The sequence below is a fragment of the Phocaeicola salanitronis DSM 18170 genome (genome assembly GCF_000190575.1).
GTDB lineage: Bacteria > Bacteroidota > Bacteroidia > Bacteroidales > Bacteroidaceae > Phocaeicola > Phocaeicola salanitronis.
In genome coordinates this window covers 1,824,908-1,844,514 of record NC_015164.1, presented here as the reverse complement: position 1 = coordinate 1,844,514, position 19,607 = coordinate 1,824,908, and the positions used below count along the sequence as shown (strand labels likewise).

The 19,607-nt window shown below is 47.3% G+C and carries 16 protein-coding genes; 11 read left to right on the top strand and 5 right to left on the bottom strand.

The genetic code is table 11. The annotated features are described in order from the left end of the window. Nucleotides 1-2: 2 nt before the first annotated feature. The 7 genes from BACSA_RS08030 (at nucleotide 3) to BACSA_RS08000 (ending at nucleotide 10,706) form a co-directional block, all read left to right on the top strand. Nucleotides 3-1,241 (top strand): DUF2264 domain-containing protein, encoded by a 1,239-nt coding sequence (locus BACSA_RS08030; RefSeq protein WP_013617608.1) that lies wholly within the window; start codon nucleotides 3-5, stop codon nucleotides 1,239-1,241. Between the two features lie 24 nt (nucleotides 1,242-1,265). Continuing rightward, nucleotides 1,266-2,282, top strand: coding sequence for a glycoside hydrolase family 43 protein (locus BACSA_RS08025; RefSeq protein WP_013617607.1), 1,017 nt, complete (start codon nucleotides 1,266-1,268; stop codon nucleotides 2,280-2,282). A gap of 74 nt (nucleotides 2,283-2,356) precedes the next feature. Next, nucleotides 2,357-4,357: a glycoside hydrolase family 127 protein gene (locus tag BACSA_RS08020; RefSeq protein WP_013617606.1), complete on the top strand. Its 2,001-nt coding sequence runs from the start codon at nucleotides 2,357-2,359 to the stop codon at nucleotides 4,355-4,357. 231 nt (nucleotides 4,358-4,588) lie between these two features. Next, entirely contained in the window at nucleotides 4,589-5,878 is a 1,290-nt protein-coding gene (locus BACSA_RS08015) for an alpha-l-rhamnosidase (protein WP_041584306.1), read from the top strand. Nucleotides 5,879-6,105: 227 nt separating this feature from the next. Then, nucleotides 6,106-8,394: a DUF2264 domain-containing protein gene (locus BACSA_RS19305; RefSeq protein WP_316928578.1), complete on the top strand. Its 2,289-nt coding sequence runs from the start codon at nucleotides 6,106-6,108 to the stop codon at nucleotides 8,392-8,394. 111 nt (nucleotides 8,395-8,505) lie between these two features. After that, the gene (gene gpmI / locus BACSA_RS08005; RefSeq protein ID WP_013617602.1) at nucleotides 8,506-10,023 is read left to right on the top strand and encodes a 2,3-bisphosphoglycerate-independent phosphoglycerate mutase; all 1,518 of its coding nucleotides are present in this window, start codon (nucleotides 8,506-8,508) and stop codon (nucleotides 10,021-10,023) included. Between the two features lie 101 nt (nucleotides 10,024-10,124). Then, nucleotides 10,125-10,706 (top strand): DUF3109 family protein, encoded by a 582-nt coding sequence (locus BACSA_RS08000; protein ID WP_013617601.1) that lies wholly within the window; start codon nucleotides 10,125-10,127, stop codon nucleotides 10,704-10,706. Here the strand turns inward: BACSA_RS08000 and BACSA_RS07995 are convergent. Together BACSA_RS07995 and BACSA_RS07985 are read right to left on the bottom strand one after the other, a co-directional pair. Continuing rightward, complete coding sequence (locus BACSA_RS07995; RefSeq protein ID WP_013617600.1) at nucleotides 10,699-12,051, bottom strand: FimB/Mfa2 family fimbrial subunit; 1,353 nt, start codon at nucleotides 12,049-12,051, stop codon at nucleotides 10,699-10,701. The two genes, BACSA_RS08000 and BACSA_RS07995, sit on opposite strands and share 8 nt — an antisense overlap. A 319-nt stretch (nucleotides 12,052-12,370) precedes the next feature. After that, nucleotides 12,371-14,131, bottom strand: coding sequence for a gamma-glutamyl-gamma-aminobutyrate hydrolase family protein (locus tag BACSA_RS07985; RefSeq protein ID WP_013617598.1), 1,761 nt, complete (start codon nucleotides 14,129-14,131; stop codon nucleotides 12,371-12,373). Between the two features lie 81 nt (nucleotides 14,132-14,212). On the opposite strand from BACSA_RS07985, the gene BACSA_RS07980 reads away from it, so the two are divergent. Beyond that, nucleotides 14,213-15,142, top strand: coding sequence for a phosphate acyltransferase (locus BACSA_RS07980; RefSeq protein ID WP_013617597.1), 930 nt, complete (start codon nucleotides 14,213-14,215; stop codon nucleotides 15,140-15,142). Further along, complete coding sequence (gene buk, locus BACSA_RS07975; RefSeq protein WP_013617596.1) at nucleotides 15,139-16,209, top strand: butyrate kinase; 1,071 nt, start codon at nucleotides 15,139-15,141, stop codon at nucleotides 16,207-16,209. Before BACSA_RS07980 ends, buk begins: the two co-directional genes overlap by 4 nt. Before the next feature lie 54 nt (nucleotides 16,210-16,263). On the opposite strand, the gene BACSA_RS07970 is transcribed toward buk, so the two are convergent. The 3 genes from BACSA_RS07970 to BACSA_RS07960 all read right to left on the bottom strand — a co-directional run bounded on the left by BACSA_RS07970 (nucleotide 16,264) and on the right by BACSA_RS07960 (nucleotide 17,584). After that, nucleotides 16,264-16,590: a DUF4491 family protein gene (locus BACSA_RS07970; RefSeq protein WP_013617595.1), complete on the bottom strand. Its 327-nt coding sequence runs from the start codon at nucleotides 16,588-16,590 to the stop codon at nucleotides 16,264-16,266. Beyond that, entirely contained in the window at nucleotides 16,590-17,057 is a 468-nt protein-coding gene (locus tag BACSA_RS07965) for an Lrp/AsnC family transcriptional regulator (RefSeq protein ID WP_013617594.1), read from the bottom strand. The genes BACSA_RS07970 and BACSA_RS07965 overlap by 1 nt, the downstream gene beginning before the upstream one ends. A 119-nt stretch (nucleotides 17,058-17,176) precedes the next feature. Then, nucleotides 17,177-17,584, bottom strand: a complete 408-nt coding sequence (locus tag BACSA_RS07960) for a hypothetical protein (protein ID WP_013617593.1) — start codon at nucleotides 17,582-17,584, stop codon at nucleotides 17,177-17,179. Nucleotides 17,585-17,724: 140 nt separating this feature from the next. Here BACSA_RS07960 and BACSA_RS07955 point away from each other — a divergent pair, with 140 nt between their 5' ends. Beyond that, nucleotides 17,725-18,282, top strand: coding sequence for an RNA polymerase sigma-70 factor (locus tag BACSA_RS07955; RefSeq protein ID WP_013617592.1), 558 nt, complete (start codon nucleotides 17,725-17,727; stop codon nucleotides 18,280-18,282). A 373-nt stretch (nucleotides 18,283-18,655) separates the two neighbouring features. Continuing rightward, complete coding sequence (locus tag BACSA_RS07950; RefSeq protein ID WP_013617591.1) at nucleotides 18,656-19,567, top strand: FecR family protein; 912 nt, start codon at nucleotides 18,656-18,658, stop codon at nucleotides 19,565-19,567. Nucleotides 19,568-19,607 lie beyond the last annotated feature (40 nt).

Here is a 19,607-nt window from a genome sequence, read left to right as displayed (position 1 = left end):
TTATGAAACGAATCGTATACCTATTTATAGTAGTATGTCTTTTGCCGGTGGGGACATTATCGGCGAGAGGGAAGAAAGAGGCGGTGAAGACCGACCGTGAAGTGTGGTGTGATGTGCTTTACCGGATGGCTTCTCCCGTATTAAGTGCCATGAGCGAGGGGAAGTTGCAGGAGAAGATGTCGGTGGAACTCAGTCCGACGTGGGACGGGAGAGACCGGCGTGTGACTTACATGGAATGTTTCGGGAGATTAATGGACGGATTGGCTCCGTGGCTTTCTTTGCCCGATGACGATACGGAAGAAGGAAAACAACGCAGGCAATTGCGGGAATGGGCATTGAAGAGTTATGCGCATGCCGTTGACCCGCAGAGCAAGGATTATCTGTTATGGCGCAAAGAAGGCCAGCCTTTGGTGGATGCGGCTTTTCTTGCCGAGAGTTTCTTGCGTGGGTATGAGGCATTGTGGATGCCTTTGGACAGTTTGACCAAGCAACGCTATATCGAAGAGTTTACCCGGTTGCGCCGTGTAGACCCTCCTTATACCAACTGGCTGCTTTTCTCTTCCACGATTGAATGCTTCCTGAAGAAAGCGGGGGCAAAGGAGGATTATTACCGCATTACTTCTGCCTTGCAGACCGTGAGCGAGTGGTATGTAGGTGACGGCTGGTATAGTGATGGTCCGAAGTTTGCTTTCGATTATTATAATAGCTTCGTGTTGCATCCCATGTATGTGGAATGTCAGGAGATAATGACTGACGGAGGCAAGAAAGGCGGTTGGAATCTGGATGTGAAGAATTTCGCAAGAGGAGTAAGGCGGATGCAGCGGTACGGCATGATTTTAGAACGGCTTATTTCTCCCGAAGGAGCTTTCCCCGTGGTGGGCAGGTCTATCACGTACCGCACCGCCGTGCTTCAGCCCTTGGCTCTTTTGGCATGGAGGGGCTGGCTTCCCGAAGAATTGCCTGAAGGGCAGGTGCGTTCGGCTATGACTTCGGTTATCAAGCGCATGTTCGGCGATGACCGGAACTTCAATGAGCAGGGCTTCCTTACTTTGGGGTTTAACGGAAAGCAACCGTACATATCGGATGTGTATACCAATAACGGAAGCCTTTACATGGCATCGCTTGCGTTTCTTCCGTTAGGGCTTCCGGCAGACCATCCTTTTTGGACCGATGCGGCGCAGGACTGGACTTCGAAACGTGCATGGAAAGGACAGGAATTCCCCAAGGACCATGCGTATTAAATTGAATTTTAGAATTAAAAACGTATGAATAAATTAATTGTAGCGGGCATCTGCTTCTTCTTGAGCATCCCGCAGGTAAGCGAGGCACAACACACGGTGTTCGAGCCGGGAAAAGTATGGAACGATACGGAAGGCAATCCGATTAATGCGCATGGGGGAGGCATCCTTTATCATGAAGGCACGTATTACTGGTATGGAGAGTATAAGAAAGGGAAAACGGTATTGCCCGAATGGGCTACGTGGGAGTGTTATCGCACCGATGTGACGGGCGTAAGCTGTTATTCTTCGAAAGACTTGCTGAACTGGAAGTTCGAAGGAATCGTTTTGCCTGCCGTAAAGGATGACCCGAACCACGATTTGCACCCGTCGAAGGTGTTGGAACGTCCCAAAGTCATCTATAACAGGAAGACCGGAAAGTTCGTGATGTGGGCGCATGTAGAGAGTGCCGACTATAGCAAGGCGTGTGCCGGAGTGGCGGTATCCGATTCGCCTGCAGGCCCTTTCACTTATTTAGGAAGCTTCCGCCCCAACGATGCCATGAGCCGCGACCAAACGGTCTTTGTAGATGATGACGGAAGGGCATACCAGTTTTATTCTTCGGAGAATAACGCCACGATGTATATCAGCCTGTTGACGGATGATTACCTGAAGCCTTCGGGACGTTTTACACGTAACTTTATAAAGCAGTCGCGTGAAGCTCCGGCGGTATTTAAGCACGACGGGAAGTATTACCTGATTACTTCCGGATGTACAGGGTGGGACCCGAATGTAGCGGAGATAGCCGTTGCCGATTCGGTTTTGGGCGAATGGAAAACAATCGGAAACCCTTGTACCGGACCGGATGCGGACAAGACTTTCTATGCCCAAAGCACGTATGTGCAGCCTGTGGTAGGGAAGAAGGATGCTTATATCGCCCTGTTCGACCGGTGGAACAAGACGGATTTGGAGAACTCTCTTTACGTATGGCTTCCCGTCTTGATTGAAAACGGGAAGATTGTCATTCCCTGGCAGGACAAATGGAATTTGGATGTTTTCAAATAGAATATTTGCTAAAGTCGGAGAATCTTGCGAATATTGCAAAAAAGAAAGATTGAACTGAATAAATGAAGAGAGACATGAAAACCATGCTTGTTACTTATATGTGTGCCGTGTTGAGCGTTGGCTTGCAGGCACAGAATCAGGCCGGATACCCCATTACTCCGGTGCCCTTTACCGCAACTCATGTAAGCGGAGGCTTTTGGAAACAACGTTTGGACGCTTGCCGTGACGTGACCATTCCGTTGGCTTTCAGCAAGTGTGAGGAATCCGGACGCTATGAGAATTTCGTAAGAGCGCAACATCCGTGCGACACCTTTACCGTAGGGGGATTTTCGTTCGATGACACCGATGTGTATAAGACCATTGAGGGAGCCAGCTATCTGTTGCAGACTTATCCCGACAAGAAGCTGGAGAGCTATATCGATAGCGTGTTGAACATCGTGGCCAAGGCGCAGGAGCCGGACGGGTATCTGTATACCGCCCGCACGATGAATCCGAAGCATCCGCATGCGTGGGCAGGTTCGAAGCGTTGGGAGAAAGTGGAGGAGCTGAGCCATGAATTTTATAACTTGGGACACATGATAGAAGGAGCCGTGGCGCATTATCAGGCTACGGGCAAGCGCAACTTTCTGGACATAGCCATCCGTTATGCCGATTGTGTGTGCAAGGCTATCGGTCCGGATGAAGGCCAGCTGGTGCGTGTGCCGGGACATCAGATTGCGGAAATGGCATTGGCTAAGCTTTATCTGGTGACCGGCGATAAGAAATACCTGGACGAAGCGAAGTTTTTCCTCGATAAGCGAGGCTATACTTCCCGAAAAGACGCCTATAGCCAGGCGCACAAGCCGGTAGTGCAACAAGATGAGGCGGTGGGGCATGCCGTGCGTGCTACGTATATGTATTCGGGCATGGCGGATGTGGCGGCTCTGACCGGAGATACGGCATACGTGCATGCGATTGACCGCATTTGGGACAACATTGTCGGGAAGAAGCTTTACCTGACCGGAGGCATCGGCGCCACGGCTCACGGGGAAGCCTTCGGAGCGAATTACGAGCTTCCGAATGCCACGGCATATTGCGAGACGTGTGCGGCTATCGGCAATGTCTATGTCAACCACCGCCTGTTCCTGTTCCATGGCGATGCCAAATATTACGATGTGCTCGAACGTTCTTTATATAATGGAGTCTTGTCGGGAATCTCTCTCGACGGAGGGCGTTTCTTCTATCCCAATCCGCTGGAGTCGGCAGGAGGGTACGAACGGAAGGCTTGGTTCGGATGCGCATGTTGCCCGTCCAACCTGTGCCGCTTCCTTCCTTCGGTGCCGGGATATATGTATGCCACACGCGGGGATAGCCTTTATGTCAATTTGTTTATGGAAGGCACCTCGGAGATTCAGGTAGGGAAGCGCAAGATAAGCATCCGGCAACAGACCGCTTATCCCTTTGACGGGAATATCCGGCTTACGCTTCAGAAGGGGAGCGGAGAGTTTGTATGGAAGGTGCGTGTGCCGGGATGGACACGGGGAGAAGTCGTGCCGGGCGGTTTGTACCGTTTTGCGGACGGGAAGCAGACTTCTTATTCGGTAAAGGTGAATGGAGAAAAGGTAGAAGGAAGCATTGAGAAAGGGTATTTCAGCATCAGCCGCCGTTGGAAGAAAGGGGATGTCGTGGAAGTGTCATTCGACATGACGCCGCGTTTGGTCCTGGCGGACGAAAAGGTGGAAGCCGACCGGGGCATGTTGGCGATAGAGCGTGGTCCGCTGGTTTATTGTGCCGAATGGTGTGACAATCAAGGCATCGACCTGTTCAGTGTACTCTTGCCACGCAAGCCAAAGCTGGAAGTCATGGATGAAAAAGCCCCCGGAGGAGCGCAGATGATATCTGCCGGCGTGCAAACCCTCTCGTATGATGTCGAAGGGAAACTTCATGCATCCGATGCGGTATTGAAACTGATTCCCTATTATGCCTGGGCGAACCGCGGGGAAGGCAAGATGATGGTATGGTTGCCCTATGAGGCAGGGGCGGTGCATTTAGGGCCTGCCCTGGGTGTAGGGACCAATGAGTTTTTGGATAAATAAAGATGAACATCCGCAAACAGCCCTGTAGGGGCGTATCGCATACGCCCGAATGTGTCTTGTCACGTCTTGTCACGCCAGATTTGTAATCCGGCGTAATTAACCTTGCGGATTTGTAATCCGCATCATCAGCAATGGTTTCGGATTATAAATCCGATTCAGCTATTACGCTGGATTACAAATCCAGCGTGACAAAAGAACTTGCAAACTTACAAATGAAAGAACTGAAATATGATGAAACATAAACTTTTACTCCTGCTCTTGTGCCTATGCGGATACGGCATGGCATATCCCCAGTTGGTACGGGTGGGCGAGGGATATAGCAATACGTCGGTCAATACTACGGTGTTCCGGAACAGCCCGCTGGTGACCGATGGAGATACGCAATACATTTCTTATTATGACCCGGAAGGCTATCTGGTATTGGGAAAGAGGCAGATAGGCTCTGCCGAATGGACCCTGAAACGCTCTCAGTATAAGGGGAATGTAGCCGATGCGCACAATGTCATCAGCATGATGGTGGATGGCGAAGGCTATATCCATGTGTCGTTCGACCACCATGGGCATCCGCTCAATTATTGCCGGAGCGTGGCGCCCGGCTCGTTGGAGCTGGGTCCCAAAGAGGCAATGACCGGAACGGATGAGCAGGACGTGACCTATCCGGAGTTCTATAAGATGCCGGACGGAGACCTGATTTTCGTATACCGTTCGGGGGCTTCGGGACGGGGAAACCTGATAATGAACCGTTATGACCTGGATACCCATAGGTGGGAAAGGGTGCAAGACATCCTGATAGATGGGGAAGGTCAACGCAATGCCTATTGGCAACTCTACGTGGACGAGAAGGGAACGATTCACTTATCGTGGGTGTGGAGGGAGACGTGGATGGTGGAAACCAACCACGACCTGTGCTATGCCAGTTCGCCCGATGGAGGCAAGACATGGTATACATCGGCGGGTGAACCGTACACGCTTCCTATCCGCAAGGGCAATGCCGAATACGCGTGGCACATCCCGCAAAATAGTGAGTTGATAAACCAGACCAGCATGTGTACCGATGCGGAAGGGCATCCTTACATCGTGACGTATTGGCGCGAGCCGGATTCGGATGTCCCGCAATACCGGGTGGTATGGAACGACGGGACACGTTGGAACATGCGTGAAGTGATGAAGCGCACGTTGGCTTTCTCGCTCAAAGGGGGAGGGACGAAGATGATTCCCATTGCCCGCCCGCGCATCGTAGTAGACGGGAATAAGGCATGCTTTGTCTTCCGCGATGCCGAGAGGGGAAGCAAGGTCTCGATGGCATATACCGATGATTTGCGGAAGGGGGAATGGAAAGTGAAAGACCTGACCGGCTTTTCGGTAGAAGCGTGGGAGCCCAGTCTGGATACGGAACTCTGGAAGCAACAGAAACGCCTGCATCTTTTCGTCCAGACCGCTTACCAAGGGGACGGAGAGAAGACTGTAGAGAAGGAGCCTACGCCGGTGTATGTGCTGGAAGTGGATATGGGGAAGAAATGATGCAGCATCGGAAAAACGGCTGTTTTTCTCCGTGTCTTTGTGTCTCTGTGTTCCATAAAAAACGCATGCGGCTGCGTGGGGCAACACATACGGTTGCATAGCCCGATGCATGCGGTTGCGTTGCCCGATGCAACCGTATGTGTTTTCCGGTACAGCCTGACGGATGAAAAAATGAATTTATTAACTTTAAAAACATAAGAATCATGAAACAAGTATGGAAAGGAGCAATGTTGTTCTTGCTCGCTTTATTACCTTTTGCAAGTGCGCTTGCCAAGCCTTCCGAGGCAGAGCAGGTGCGGAAAATCATTGATAAGGTCAATCAGCACTGGCAAGCGGTTAATTCGCCCGAAGTGCGTTCCTTCTGGGACAATGCCGCTTATCATACCGGAAACATGGAGGCTTATTTCCTGACCGGAAATGAAGCGTACCGTGCGTATTCCGAGGCATGGGCTACGCATAACGAATGGAAAGGCGCGAAGAGCGATAACCGCTCGGAATGGAAATATTCGTATGGCGAGAGCGATGAGTATGTATTGTTCGGCGATTATCAGATTTGTTTCCAGACGTATGCCGACCTGTATATGCTCGACCCGGATGACAAGAAAATCCGCCGGGCACGCGAGGTGATGGAATACGAGATGAGCACGCCCAATCACGATTATTGGTGGTGGAGCGACGGTCTGTATATGGTGATGCCGGTCATGACCAAGCTTTACAAGATTACCCATAACCCGCTCTATTTGGAAAAACTGTATGAGTACCTGCTTTACTCGGATAGCATCATGTTCGATAAAGACGAGAACCTGTATTATCGTGACGCGAAGTATGTGTATCCGAAGCACAAAAGCCTGAACGGAAAGAAAGACTTTTGGGCACGGGGCGACGGATGGGTATTGGCAGGTCTGGCAAAAGTGCTGAAAGACTTGCCTGAAGACTATGCGCATCGTGCGTTCTTTGTAGAGAAGTTCCAGAAGATGGCGAAAGCCGTTGCGGCTATCCAGCAGCCCGAAGGCTATTGGACACGGAGCATGATGGACCCCGAACACGCTCCCGGACCGGAGACAAGCGGGACCGCTTTCTTTACCTACGGCATGTTGTGGGGAGTAAATCACGGCTATCTGGATGAAGCCACCTACATGCCCGTTATCCGGAAAGCATGGAAATACCTGTCGGAAACGGCGTTGCAGAAAGACGGCTCGGTGGGGTATGTGCAACCGATTGGCGAGAAAGCCATACCGGGGCAGGTGGTAGACGCAAAGTCTACGGCTAACTTCGGAGTAGGCGCTTTCCTCTTGGCGGCATGCGAATACGTGCGTTATCTCGAAGCCGGTACGCAGGCCGACCGTGCGTATTGGTGCCAGCTTGCTTATCAGATGGCAGAGCCTGTATTGAGCAACATGGCGAAAGGGGAACTTCAAAAGAACATGCAGGTAGAGGTAAGCCCGACCTGGGACGGACGCGACAAGCGGGTGACCTATATGGAATGCTTCGGACGCCTGATGGCGGGCATCGCTCCCTGGCTGGCTTTGCCCGATGACAATACCGAAGAAGGAGCCATGCGCAAACAATTGCGTGAATGGGCGTTGAAGGCATACGCGAATGCGGTAGACCCTAATTCGCCCGACTATTTGTTATGGCGCAACGAAGGCCAGCCCTTGGTGGATGCGGCATACGTGGCTGAAAGCTTCCTCCGTGCATTCGACCAATTGTGGATGCCTTTGGACGAAACGACCAAGAAGCGCTATATTGAAGAGTTTACCCAAATGCGCCGCATCGACCCGCCTTATACCAACTGGCTGCTTTTCTCGGCTACCATCGAGAGTTTTCTGGCAAAAGCCGGAGCACCGTTTGACATGTACCGCATCAATTCGGCTATCCGCAAGGTAGAAGAGTGGTATACGGGCGACGGATGGTATGCCGACGGTCCTTCGTTCGCGTTTGATTATTATAGCAGCTATGTGTTCCATCCCATGTACCTCGAAACCCTTGATGCGCTGATTGATGCCGATAAGCATTCGCGCCTGGACTATCCGAAGTACTACCAGCGCGCGTTGAAACGTGCCCAGAAGTTCAGTCTGGTGTTGGAGCGTTTTATTTCTCCGGAAGGGACATTCCCGGTATTCGGGCGTTCGATTCCTTACCGGATGGCGACCATGCAGCCTTTGGCACTCATGGCATGGTATAAAGAGTTGCCGGCAGGGGTTACTCCGGCTCAGGTGCGTTGCGGGCTGACCGCCGTGATGAAGCGCATGTTTGCATCGGGAAACAATTTCAATGAGGGCGGTTTTCTTACTATCGGCTTTACGGGACGCCAGCCCAATGTTGCCGACTGGTATACCAATAACGGAAGCCTTTATATGACTTCGCTTGCCTTCCTTCCGTTAGGACTTCCTGCATCGGACGCTTTCTGGACCGATGCGCCCCGTGACTGGACGAGCAAGAAAGCCTGGAGCGAGCAGCCTTTCCCGAAAGACCACCATTGGTCGGATGATATTCAGACACGGGATTTGTATTGATAACATGCCCCAACCGTCTTAAAATTTATCAAAAGATACGTTATAAGGCAGATATTTTGTATTTTTGCATGCTGTAAAACATGATACATCAACTTTAAACAAAATAAGATTATGGCTAAGAAAGCTCTTTTAATGATTTTGGACGGTTGGGGTTGTGGAGACCACCAGAAAGACGATGTGATATTCAACACTCCGACGCCGTATTGGGATAGCCTGTTGGCTACGTATCCGCATTCTCAACTTCAGGCAAGCGGCGAGAACGTAGGTTTGCCTGACGGGCAAATGGGTAACTCGGAAGTAGGTCACCTGAACATCGGTGCCGGACGTATCGTTTATCAGGACTTGGTGAAGATAAACCGTGCGTGTGCCGACGGAAGTATCTTGAAGAATCCGGAAATCGTTTCGGCATTCTCGTATGCGAAAGAGCACGGCAAGAATATCCATTTCATGGGCTTGACCTCGAACGGCGGTGTACACTCTTCTTTGGAACATCTGTTCAAATTGTGTGACATCGCTAAGGAATACGGCTTGGAAAATACATTCATCCACTGCTTTATGGACGGTCGTGACACTGACCCGAAGAGCGGTAAGGGATTTATCGAACAATTGGAAGCGCACTGCGCTCAGTCTGCAGGAAAGATTGCTTCTATCGTAGGGCGTTTCTATGCCATGGACCGCGACAAACGTTGGAACCGTGTGAAAGAAGCATACGATTTGCTGGTAGAAGGCAAGGGCAAGCAAGCTACCGACATGGTGCAGGCGATGCAGGAATCATACGATGAAGGCGTAACCGATGAGTTCATCAAACCGATTAACAATGCCAACTTCGACGGTACGATTAAAGAAGGCGATGTAGTGATTTTCTTCAATTACCGCAACGACCGTGCGAAAGAGTTGACTATCGTATTGACCCAGCAGGATATGCCGGAAGAAGGCATGAAGACTATTCCGGGCTTGCAGTATTACTGTATGACTCCGTATGATGCTTCGTTCCAAGGCGTTCATATCTTGTTCCCGAAAGAAAATGTGGCAGATACGTTGGGCGAATATTTGTCGAAGAACGGAAAGACACAGCTTCACATTGCCGAGACCGAGAAATATGCGCACGTAACTTTCTTCTTCAATGGTGGTCGTGAAACTCCGTTCGATGGCGAAGACCGTATCTTGGTTCCGTCTCCGAAGGTAGCTACTTACGACTTGAAGCCGGAAATGAGTGCATACGAAGTGAAAGACAAGTTGGTTGATGCCATCAATACACAAAAGTATGATTTCATTGTAGTCAACTATGCCAACGGCGATATGGTAGGCCATACGGGTATTTACGAAGCGATTGAAAAAGCGGTTGTAGCTATTGATAATTGCGTACGCGATACCGTAGAAGCTGCCAAGGCTAACGATTACGAAGTAATCATCATTGCAGACCACGGTAATGCCGACCATGCGTTGAACGAAGACGGCACACCGAACACTGCCCACTCGTTGAATCCGGTTCCGTTTGTTTATGTAACTTCCAATAAGGAGGCGAAAGTAGAAAACGGCGTATTGGCTGATGTGGCTCCGTCTATCCTGCACATCATGGGCATGCCGCAACCGGCAGACATGACTGGAAAAGATTTGATTAAAGACTGATTTTATTATTGAACACAGAGACGCGGAGACACAGAGTTCTTTCTTGATGAAGAAATAAGGCTCTGTGTCTTTGTGTCTCTGTGTTTTTAAATTTAAATACAATGGTTCAAGTAGGAGATGCTATCGTAAGTTTTGATGTGTTTCGGGAAAAATTTTTCTGCGATTTGGATGCTTGTAAAGGCGCATGTTGTATCGAAGGAGATGCCGGAGCACCGGTAACGTTGGATGAAGTGGCAGAGCTGGAAGAAGTGTTGCCTGTAATATGGAAAGATTTGTCGCCCGAGGCACAAGCGGTGATAGACAAGCAAGGGGTAGCGTATACAGACCAAGAAGGTGATTTGGTCACTTCTATAGTGAATGGAAAAGATTGCGTCTTTACATGTTACGATGAAAACGGCTGTTGCTATTGTGCCATAGAAAAGGCATATCGGGAAGGGCGTTGTAATTTTTATAAGCCGGTCTCGTGTCATTTGTATCCTGTCCGCATCAGCGACTACGGACCTTACAAAGCGGTAAATTATCACCGTTGGAATGTGTGTAAAGCCGCAGTTGCATTGGGACAAAGCAAGAATACAGCCGTTTATCAGTTTTTGAAGGAACCTTTAATCCGGAAGTTCGGCGAAGAATGGTATGCCGAATTGGAAACGGTGGCTGAAGAACTTCAAAAGCAGCATATCATTTGAGCTCAAGCCGAATGGTTTTTACGGGGCGTAAATAATAGGTGCGCTTTTCCCCTACGGGCGAGATGGTTGAGCTTCCGAAAGCGAAACTATGCAGGCATTCATTGCAAAGGTAGCGGTCGTCTTCATTTGCCCAAAAAGCGGCTTGTCCGTTTTCTTGCAGGAATTGGTTCAGGTCGTAGAGGCTGTAGCTGTATTGACTGCGGAAGTCCTTGGCTTCTTCTTTAGTAAATACCCGCCAGCCGCCGATGCCGCTTATCTCATAGTCGGTTAAGAATGCCTCTCCTTCTGCTGCCAGTATTTCCCATTGTTCGGGCGAGATGATAATGGCTTCATATTCAGTTTCAGAAATGGTTTTCATGTCCCATACATAAAAATCTCTCCATACGTCTTCCTCTTCGGGGAGTTCGGTTACCTGATAAGAGTCCGTGCCTGTAGGAGAGATGGGGTCAGGCTCTTCGTCTTTGCCGGTATCAGGCTCTTCTTCTTCCGGATTATCGGGTATGGTTTCGCTGATGCCGAATTCCACATCTACAGCTGTATGCCAACCTTCTGCCTGAAATACCCCGTTCAGTGTGATGCCGTCCTTGTAATTTCCGGTAAATTGGTAAGGATATCCGGGCTTTAAGGCAGACTGGTAAGTATAACCGTATGCTTTATTATCATCGGGTAACTCTATTTGGATGGACATCCGTGTAGAAGAGCTTTCGGAGGGAAGAATATACGCGGTCTCGCTAATCCATTGTTCACCTTTCCGGGTGCAAGGTATCAGGCAGGATTGGTTGTCGTTATTGTAGTTCCCTGTAAAGGAGATGCCTGAACTTACGGGAGAAAGATTTATGTTTACTTGACTTGCTTCGTCTGGGACGTCATTGATAATGAAATTAATAGAAGATACAGCGTAGGATAAGGTCATCTGCACAGTGGTCGATTGGGTAAGGTTAATCTGTGCGGATGCTATCTGTATGGGGTTGTGCGCGAAATTATCTTCCTTGAAACAGATAAAGCTTTCCGGATTAAAATCAAAGGGGATTACATACTCGTCTTCTGAAATTCCCGATAATAATACTAAATTATATTTCCCTTCGGGCAGGTTGTTGCTATAAGAAGCGGATTCGTCAGGGATTGTTTCTTCTTGGATGCATTTCCCTTTTTCATCGAACAAGAAGAGGGAGAGTGGATAGTTGATTTGGGCATTATTCTCACTTCGGGTAATGACTTGTACCGTATGTGGAACATCTTTAGAACCTTCTTCGTTATCAAGTTCTTCTTCAAGTTTGTATTCTCCACAAGCACAGATAAGTGCGGAAAAGAGAATAAGACGGTAGAAATGTTTAATGTTTTTCATGACACATAAAATGACTGTTTTTCTACCAATAACGCAAGGTTTCTTATTTGTACAAACTTATTTTGGAAAAATTGTAATGATAGCAGAACAAAACTGGCTTGCGAAAAATATGGAACACAGAGACACAAAGGCACAGAGTTTTTATTTTTTGAGAGAACAAAGTTTATGGAGAAATGGCTTGCTCTATGGTCTTTGCCTTCTTCTTATTTATTTCTCCGTGGTTCTGTGCCTCTGTGTTCAATAAAAAATCGTATGAATTTCTTTGCAATTCATTTCTGATTGACTATAATATACCCCTTGATTGAAGCGGCTATGTAAATCAGGAATATCGCTGTACTTTATCCATAACCCGAAGGAAGTTGCCTCCCCATATCAAGCGGATATCTTCTTCGCTATAACGTTCGTAAAGCAGCTTTCGGGTGAAATTGATTACTTCGGATGAATCGTTGCATCCGGCAATGCCTCCGTCGCCGTCGAAATCGGTCCCGATGCCTACATGGTCTGTGCCAATCAGGTTTACCATGTGGTGCAAATGTTCGATTGCGTCGCGAATGTCTGCAGGACGGTCGGAACGGAGGAATCCGCTATAAAGGCAAAGCTGCACGACTCCTCCTTTACGTGCGATGGCTTTCAACTGTTCATCGGTCAGATTGCGGGGATGGTCGCATAGGGCACGGCAGGAAGAGTGCGAACATACTACAGGACTTTGGCTGATGTCTAACGCATCATAGAAACTGCGTTTGCCTGCATGGGAAAGGTCTACTAACATGCCGGTCCGGTTCATCTCCCGGATAACCTGTGCGCCGAAATCAGATACGCCTGCATTTTCTTCGTTATACCGTGCCGAACCACAAATGTCGTTATTCCCGTTATGGCATAAGGTCATATATACTACCCCCCGTTGGCGGAAGCGTTCTATGTTGCTCAGGTCTTTGCCGATGGCATATCCGTTTTCTATTCCTAACATGATGGCTTTCTTGCCGGCTTGTTTCAAACGGTATAGGTCGGCGGGGCAATAAGCAATGTCTACGGCTGTGCAATTCTTCGCTACCATTTGTTCGATTTCATTTAATAATTGGTCAGCTTTTGCGGTGGCTGCCAATAACGCTTCATCGGTGCGCTCTTTTTGAGGAATGTAGGCAACCATAATCGTAGCGTCTTGCCTGCCTTCGGTCATCTTGTGCAGGTCGACTTTGATTTTGGGGTCACGTACATCGAACCGGATGTTTTGATCGAAGAACATCGGCGTGTCGCAATGCGAATCTAACGTCAGGATTCGTTGGTGTAGGGCTTTGGCTGTGCGGAAAGAATCTGCTTCTTGTAAAAGCCAGCCGAAAAGGGGCATCATGCAGGGGTCATTGTTTAGGATGAAACATTCGGGATGCCATTGTACGCCTATCATGGATTTGCATTCGGTGCTTTCTATGGCTTCAATAATCCCGTCAGATGCGCGTGCGGAGACGCGGAATCCGGGGGCAGGCTTTTTTACTGCCTGATGGTGGAATGAATTGACGGGCAGGGTGGTCTGCCCCATGATTTTAGCCAAAAGGCTGTCTGCATCGATGTGTACTGTATGGGAGGCGAATGAACGTTCCAGCTCCTGGCTGTGTTTGATGAGCTTGCTTTCAGTTTGCGAATAGATATCCTGGTAAAGAGTGCCTCCCAATGCTGCATTCATGATTTGGATGCCTCGGCAGATGCCTAATATAGGAATCTGCCGGTTGGCTGCCAATCGGGTTATCAGAAGTTCCTGACGGTCTCGGTAAGGATTTATGCTGTGTAATTCTTTTACTGGTTCTTCTCCGAGGAATAGCGGATTGATATCTCCTCCTCCGGTTAATAGCAACCCGTCAATGCTGTCAAGAAGATTTATCAAAATGTTAGCGTCCTCAAAAGGCGGGATAATAAAAGGAACCCCTCCTGCTTTCAAAATGGAGGTGTAATATCCAGATGCGAGCGTCAAATTTCCATCGCTGAAATTCCCGGTAATACCGATTACCGGCACTTCCCTATGATTGGGGAATCGGTTGTGAAATGCGTTATATGTGGATTCGATGTCAAATGTTTGAAACGTTTTCATAAGTTAAATGTTTAAAGGAAACGCAGCAAAGATAGGGATAAATTCAGATTTATTTTTCATCTTTGCTAAAAATCTGATGATATGGAATTGATTCGAACGCTTTCCCAACTGGTCAATTGTTTGCGTTCTTCGTGTATACGGAGACGGGTTGCGGTGGTTTGCCCTAACGATCCACATACGGAATATGTGATTATCCGTAGTTTACGTGAAGAGATTGCCGAGTATTTATTGGTTGTTGATGCCGACCATAAAGAGATGGCATATAGCTTGCGGAGTGCATCGCCTGATTTTGTCCGGATATACGAGGCGCCTACACCGGATGATGCGGCGGCTTTGGCGGTTGAATTGGTACGGACAGGTGAGGCGGATATTCTTATGAAAGGGTTGATAAATACCGATAATTTGCTCCGTGCCGTGCTGAAGAAAGATACGGGGCTGCTTCCCCCGGGAGGCGTGTTGAGCCATGTGGCTGTCGCACAGATTCCTTTGTATCATAAGTTGTTGTTATTTTCAGACGCGGCGGTAATTCCTCGCCCTACTTTAGAACAATATCGGGCGATGATAACTTGTGATGTAGCTCTATGCCGTGTGTTAGGGAACGAACAGCCTCGTGTCGCTTTGATTCATTGTACTGAGAAAGTAAATGAGAAGTTTCCGCATACATTGAGTTATGTCCAATTGAAAGACGATGCTTTGCGAGGACGCTTCGGGCAAGTGCTTGTAGATGGTCCGATGGATGCCAAGACAGCTTGCGACAAGCATAGCGGTGAAATCAAAGGGTTGACTTCGCCGGTAGTGGGTAACGCCGATGTGTTGATATTTCCTAACATAGAGTCAGGAAATACGTTTTACAAAACACTTTCCTTGTTTGGCGATGCGAATATGGCTGGTATGCTGACCGGTACGATAGCACCTGTTGTGGTTCCTTCGCGGAGCGATTCAGGAAATTCCAAGTTTTATAGTTTGGCGCTGGCATGTATGGCTGGCAAGTTAACACAAGAATCTTTATGAAAATATTGGTGATAAATCCGGGTTCTACTTCGACCAAGTTGGCGGTTTATGAGGAAGTAGAGCCTGTATGGAAGCAAAGTGTTTTTCATCCGGCAAAGGAATTGGCTCAGTTTCATCATATTAACGAGCAATATGAATATCGCCGGACACATGTGCTTGACGCTTTGCGTCGGGCAAATATACCGATGGCTTTTGATGCGGTAGTTGCCAGGGGAGGAATTTTAAAGCCTATACCGGGCGGGGTTTACCGGATTGATGAACGCATGAAGCATGATTTATGGCATTCGTCTATGGAGCATGCGTCAAATTTGGCTGCTTTGATTGCAGATGAATTTGCCAAAGAAATAGGATGCCCGGCATTTATTGCTGATCCGGTGGTGACGGATGAGTTGCGCGATGTGGCTCGTTTGTCCGGCATTCCGGAAATACCTCGGCTTTCTGTTTTCCATGCTTTGAACAGCCGTGCCGTTTCCCGAAGATATGCCGCTTCTATCAGACGGAAGTATGAAGAACTCAATTTGGTGGTCGCTCATCTGGGAGGAGGCATTTCAGTCAGCGCGCATCATCACGGAAGGGTGGTCGATGTGAATAATGCCTTGAATGGGGAAGGTCCGTTTAGTCCGGAACGTGCCGGGACCGTACCGGCTCGCCAGCTGGTTGATTTATGTTTTAGCGGAAAATATACGCAGGCTGAAATCCGGAAACTTTTGAACGGGAAAGGCGGTTTATTGGCATATTTGGGCACAACCGATGTGCAGACAATCGTGCGTTGGGCTCATGCGGGCAATGCAAAACATAAATTGGTGCTTGAAGCGATGGTTTATACCGTGGCAAAACAAATCGGCGCGATGCATGTGGCGCTTCATGGGCAGACAGATGCCATTATTCTGACGGGAGGAATTGCGAATAATGCGTATGTCATCTCTTTGTTGCGCGAATGGATTGAAGGATTGGCACGTATTGTAGTTCTTCCGGGTGAAGACGAAATGGAAGCTTTGGCAATGAATGCATTGGGAGTGTTGAAAGGTGAATTGCCTTTGCAGGAATATGGTGTAAATGAGGAATGAAGAATTAGGAATGAAGAATCTATTGATGTTTGCAGATTCTTCATTCCTAATTCTTCATTCTTCATTATCCAAGTATTCTTGTTTCCGTTTGGGATTCATCGGAAACCACCCTTTCAGTACGCGTTTGCGCTGGTCGAATATCTCTTTAATCGTCCAAAAAGAAGAGAAGGCAAATACGCCGAGCAAGCTTGAAATCAGGATGTCGCTGATAAAAAGCGATGCAACAATACCTGCGATGCCTAATAAGAGGAACCACCACCAGCAACGCGTGCCGAAATAATATTCGGCTTTAATGACAATCGGATGAAAGAACCCGATAATCAGAAACGTACAGATGCCGATGATGATTCCGTCTATATGGCAGGTTGATATCCACTCCATTATTTTGAGTCTTTACGGATAGGGATTTCTTTCTTGATGCTTTGTTCGAGTGATATCAGGGTTTCCGTAGCCGTAACGCCGGGGATTTCTTGAATCTTGGTGTTCAATAATTCCATCAGATGTTCGTTATCGGTACAATATAACTTGGTAAGCATCGTATAAGGACCTGTCGTAAAATGGCATTCCACGATTTCGGGAATCTTTTCGAGTTCCGCTACAACGCTTTTATACATTGAGCCTTTTTCCAATTTGATACCTACATACGTACAAGTGCTATATCCCAGACTCTTGGGATTTACATGGTAGCCGGAGCCGATGATCACACCTAAGTCAATCAACCGTTGCACACGTTGATGAATGGCGGCACGTGAGACGCCACACTCTGCAGCCACATCCTTAAATGGGATGCGGGCATTCTGAGAAATGATTTCCAGAATTTGCTTGTCGAGATTATCAATCTTTTCCATAAAAATTTATCAGTCTTTTTATATCATTTTGTAAGCAAATATAGGAAAACTTTTTTATTGCATTCGCATGTGAAGCGAAAAAATATCTTTTTTTGTCGAAAAACAAGGTTTATATAATGTCATGGCTTTAAGAAATCCTCGATTTCCTTCATTTTTTGCCTTCTTCCGAAGGAAAAAGTATCACTGTGCGTATCGGCAAAGTTGAGCAGCTCCAGTGCCTTTTGCTCTAAGGCGGTTTGTGTCTCTTCCGATGATTTGAGGCTTGCGTCGAAATGCATCAGTTCCGCTAAAAGTTCGATGCGTTGCAGGCGTTCTTCTTCCGGAAACCGTGCCTGCATGTAAGCCAGGATAATATCCATGCTCGCTTCATAGAAAAATTCTTGAGGCTGATGGAAATAGCCGCGGTACATGCCGTTGGTTTCCATTTGAAGGGTCGTTTCGTTTCCTTTCTCCCGTTTCTCTATCAGCTTTTCCAGTGCCTCGAAGAATTGGCGTATCAATCTCATGATGTAGTCTTTTTCCAACATTTTGCCTGAATTTTGATTAAGCCCTCAAAGATACAAGGTTTTCTTCGGTTTCACATTGCTTTTGCATTCAAAAGTTTGTTCAGGTTAAAGATAAGTTCTAACTTTGCTTAAATATGATATGTTGCAAATAAAATAATGGCATGTTTACACTATCGGGCTTATCTTCTTTTGATGAAATCTATTTGGCTTATCGGGCAAAATTTATTCGTTTTGCTTTGTTCTATGTGCCTAATAGGCAGGCTGCGGAAGATATTGTAACAGACTCTTTTGTATATTATTGGGAAAATAAGTCCCGTTTGCCTAAAGATACGAATGTGCCTGCTTATATTTTGACTTGCGTTAAGAATCGTTGCCTGACTTTTTTGCGTGATACTCAGTTGCATCAGGAAATACTTTCTGGAATTCAGGAATTGGAGGAATGGAAGCTTCAACTGAAAATTTCTTCTTTAGAGGCATGCGAGCCTTTTGACTTGTTTACTTTGGAAATGCACGAGTTGGTAAGACAGGCGATGAATAAGCTTCCGGCAAAGACGCGCCGGATATTTTTGATGAGTCGGTTGGGAGACCTTTCGCATAAAGAGATAGCCGAGCAGACCGGCTTATCGGTTAAAACGGTTGAGTTTCACATAACAAAAGCAATTAAGTTGTTGAGGAAGTATTTGAAAAATTACACATGGGGGATATTTTTTCTAATATGAATATCTGGAGTTGCCTCGCTTAATATGTGCGGCATTTATTTGTGCATTTTATGGGACATCGTCTTTATAGAATTGTAAGATTAATAATCTTCAGGCTGCAAGATTAATAATCTTACAAGCGGAAGGTTATTAATCTTACACCAGACGGAGCTATCTGCGTTAAATCAAGAGATGTGTGGAACGGAGGCGGCATATTGGAACTGTGACATCCATAAAATGCACGAATTCTTACCGCGCATAATATGAGTAGGTGGGTTTCGGATTATTTTTTTTCGGGTTGATTTAGAAAAATAAGAAAAAGTTGCATTTTCCATTAGGGATTGCTTGAAGTTATGAGTTATATCATTGAAACCCTATAAAGAAAATGAATTTAATGAACCGATTTATCAAATTTTTTACAGGAAAAGCTTCAACCGAAGAGGAATTGGAACTGATGAAATGGGCAAAAGAGTCGAAGGCGAACGAGGACGAACTTTTGCGCTCATTGCGTTGGTTTCAGACGGTCGATTTGTTGTCGGATGAAGAAGGCAGGAAAAGAAAACGGCTTCGGTTCCCGGTTTGGGTAAGGTATGTATCTGTAGCGGCGGTCATGTTCGTTTGCGGCATCTTTATTTCCCAATGGCTGGAGTACGGTTCGGAAAAGTTGGCGGCAATGCAAGAAATCACGGTGCCGGGCGGTCAGCATATAGATTTGGTTTTGACAGATGGGACGGAGGTATGGTTGAACTCGTTGACAACATTAAAGTATGATCCGATGTTTGAAGGAGATAGCCGGACGGTTTATTTGGATGGGGAGGCTTATTTTGAGGTGAAAAAAGATGTGCATAAGCCTTTCATTGTCAAGACCGGGAAAGGGGAAGTGAAAGTGTTGGGGACTAAGTTTAATGTGGAAGCTTATTCTTCGCGGAATGAATTTGTTACGTCTTTAATGGAAGGTTCTGTATTGTTGCAAGCTGGAGTGAACCGGGTCTTGTTGAAGCCCAACCAGAAGGCCATATATAATAAGGAGTCTTTCGAAGTCTCTGCAATTGAAAACATGGACGACTATTCTTGGCATAATGGGTTGATTACGTTTACGGACGCTTCGTTTGGTGAAATCATGCAGAAGTTCGAAAAGCATTATGGATACAGGATTTTGATAAACAATGTGGGCTTGAATACTTACCGTTGTACCGGAAAGTTCCGTTTGTCGGACGGCATTAATTATGCGTTGGATGTTTTGCGGAAAAGCGTAAACTTTTCCTATGAGAAAGATATGACCGATTCATTAATTATCATAAAATAGTCTGCCTATGGGAAAAACGGAAGGAAAACATAATTGAAAA

Bases quoted from the DNA above. Each gene is read 5' to 3' on its own strand.
- BACSA_RS08030 (WP_013617608.1), top strand. From the start codon at position 3: ATGAAACGAATCGTATACCTATTTATAGTAGTATGTCTTTTGCCGGTG.
- BACSA_RS08025 (WP_013617607.1), top strand. From the start codon at position 1,266: ATGAATAAATTAATTGTAGCGGGCATCTGCTTCTTCTTGAGCATCCCG.
- BACSA_RS08020 (WP_013617606.1), top strand. From the start codon at position 2,357: ATGAAAACCATGCTTGTTACTTATATGTGTGCCGTGTTGAGCGTTGGC.
- BACSA_RS08015 (WP_041584306.1), top strand. From the start codon at position 4,589: ATGAAACATAAACTTTTACTCCTGCTCTTGTGCCTATGCGGATACGGC.
- BACSA_RS19305 (WP_316928578.1), top strand. From the start codon at position 6,106: ATGTTGTTCTTGCTCGCTTTATTACCTTTTGCAAGTGCGCTTGCCAAG.
- gpmI (WP_013617602.1), top strand. From the start codon at position 8,506: ATGGCTAAGAAAGCTCTTTTAATGATTTTGGACGGTTGGGGTTGTGGA.
- BACSA_RS08000 (WP_013617601.1), top strand. From the start codon at position 10,125: ATGGTTCAAGTAGGAGATGCTATCGTAAGTTTTGATGTGTTTCGGGAA.
- BACSA_RS07995 (WP_013617600.1), bottom strand. From the start codon at position 12,051: ATGAAAAACATTAAACATTTCTACCGTCTTATTCTCTTTTCCGCACTT.
- BACSA_RS07985 (WP_013617598.1), bottom strand. From the start codon at position 14,131: ATGAAAACGTTTCAAACATTTGACATCGAATCCACATATAACGCATTT.
- BACSA_RS07980 (WP_013617597.1), top strand. From the start codon at position 14,213: ATGGAATTGATTCGAACGCTTTCCCAACTGGTCAATTGTTTGCGTTCT.
- buk (WP_013617596.1), top strand. From the start codon at position 15,139: ATGAAAATATTGGTGATAAATCCGGGTTCTACTTCGACCAAGTTGGCG.
- BACSA_RS07970 (WP_013617595.1), bottom strand. From the start codon at position 16,590: ATGGAGTGGATATCAACCTGCCATATAGACGGAATCATCATCGGCATC.
- BACSA_RS07965 (WP_013617594.1), bottom strand. From the start codon at position 17,057: ATGGAAAAGATTGATAATCTCGACAAGCAAATTCTGGAAATCATTTCT.
- BACSA_RS07960 (WP_013617593.1), bottom strand. From the start codon at position 17,584: ATGTTGGAAAAAGACTACATCATGAGATTGATACGCCAATTCTTCGAG.
- BACSA_RS07955 (WP_013617592.1), top strand. From the start codon at position 17,725: ATGTTTACACTATCGGGCTTATCTTCTTTTGATGAAATCTATTTGGCT.
- BACSA_RS07950 (WP_013617591.1), top strand. From the start codon at position 18,656: ATGAACCGATTTATCAAATTTTTTACAGGAAAAGCTTCAACCGAAGAG.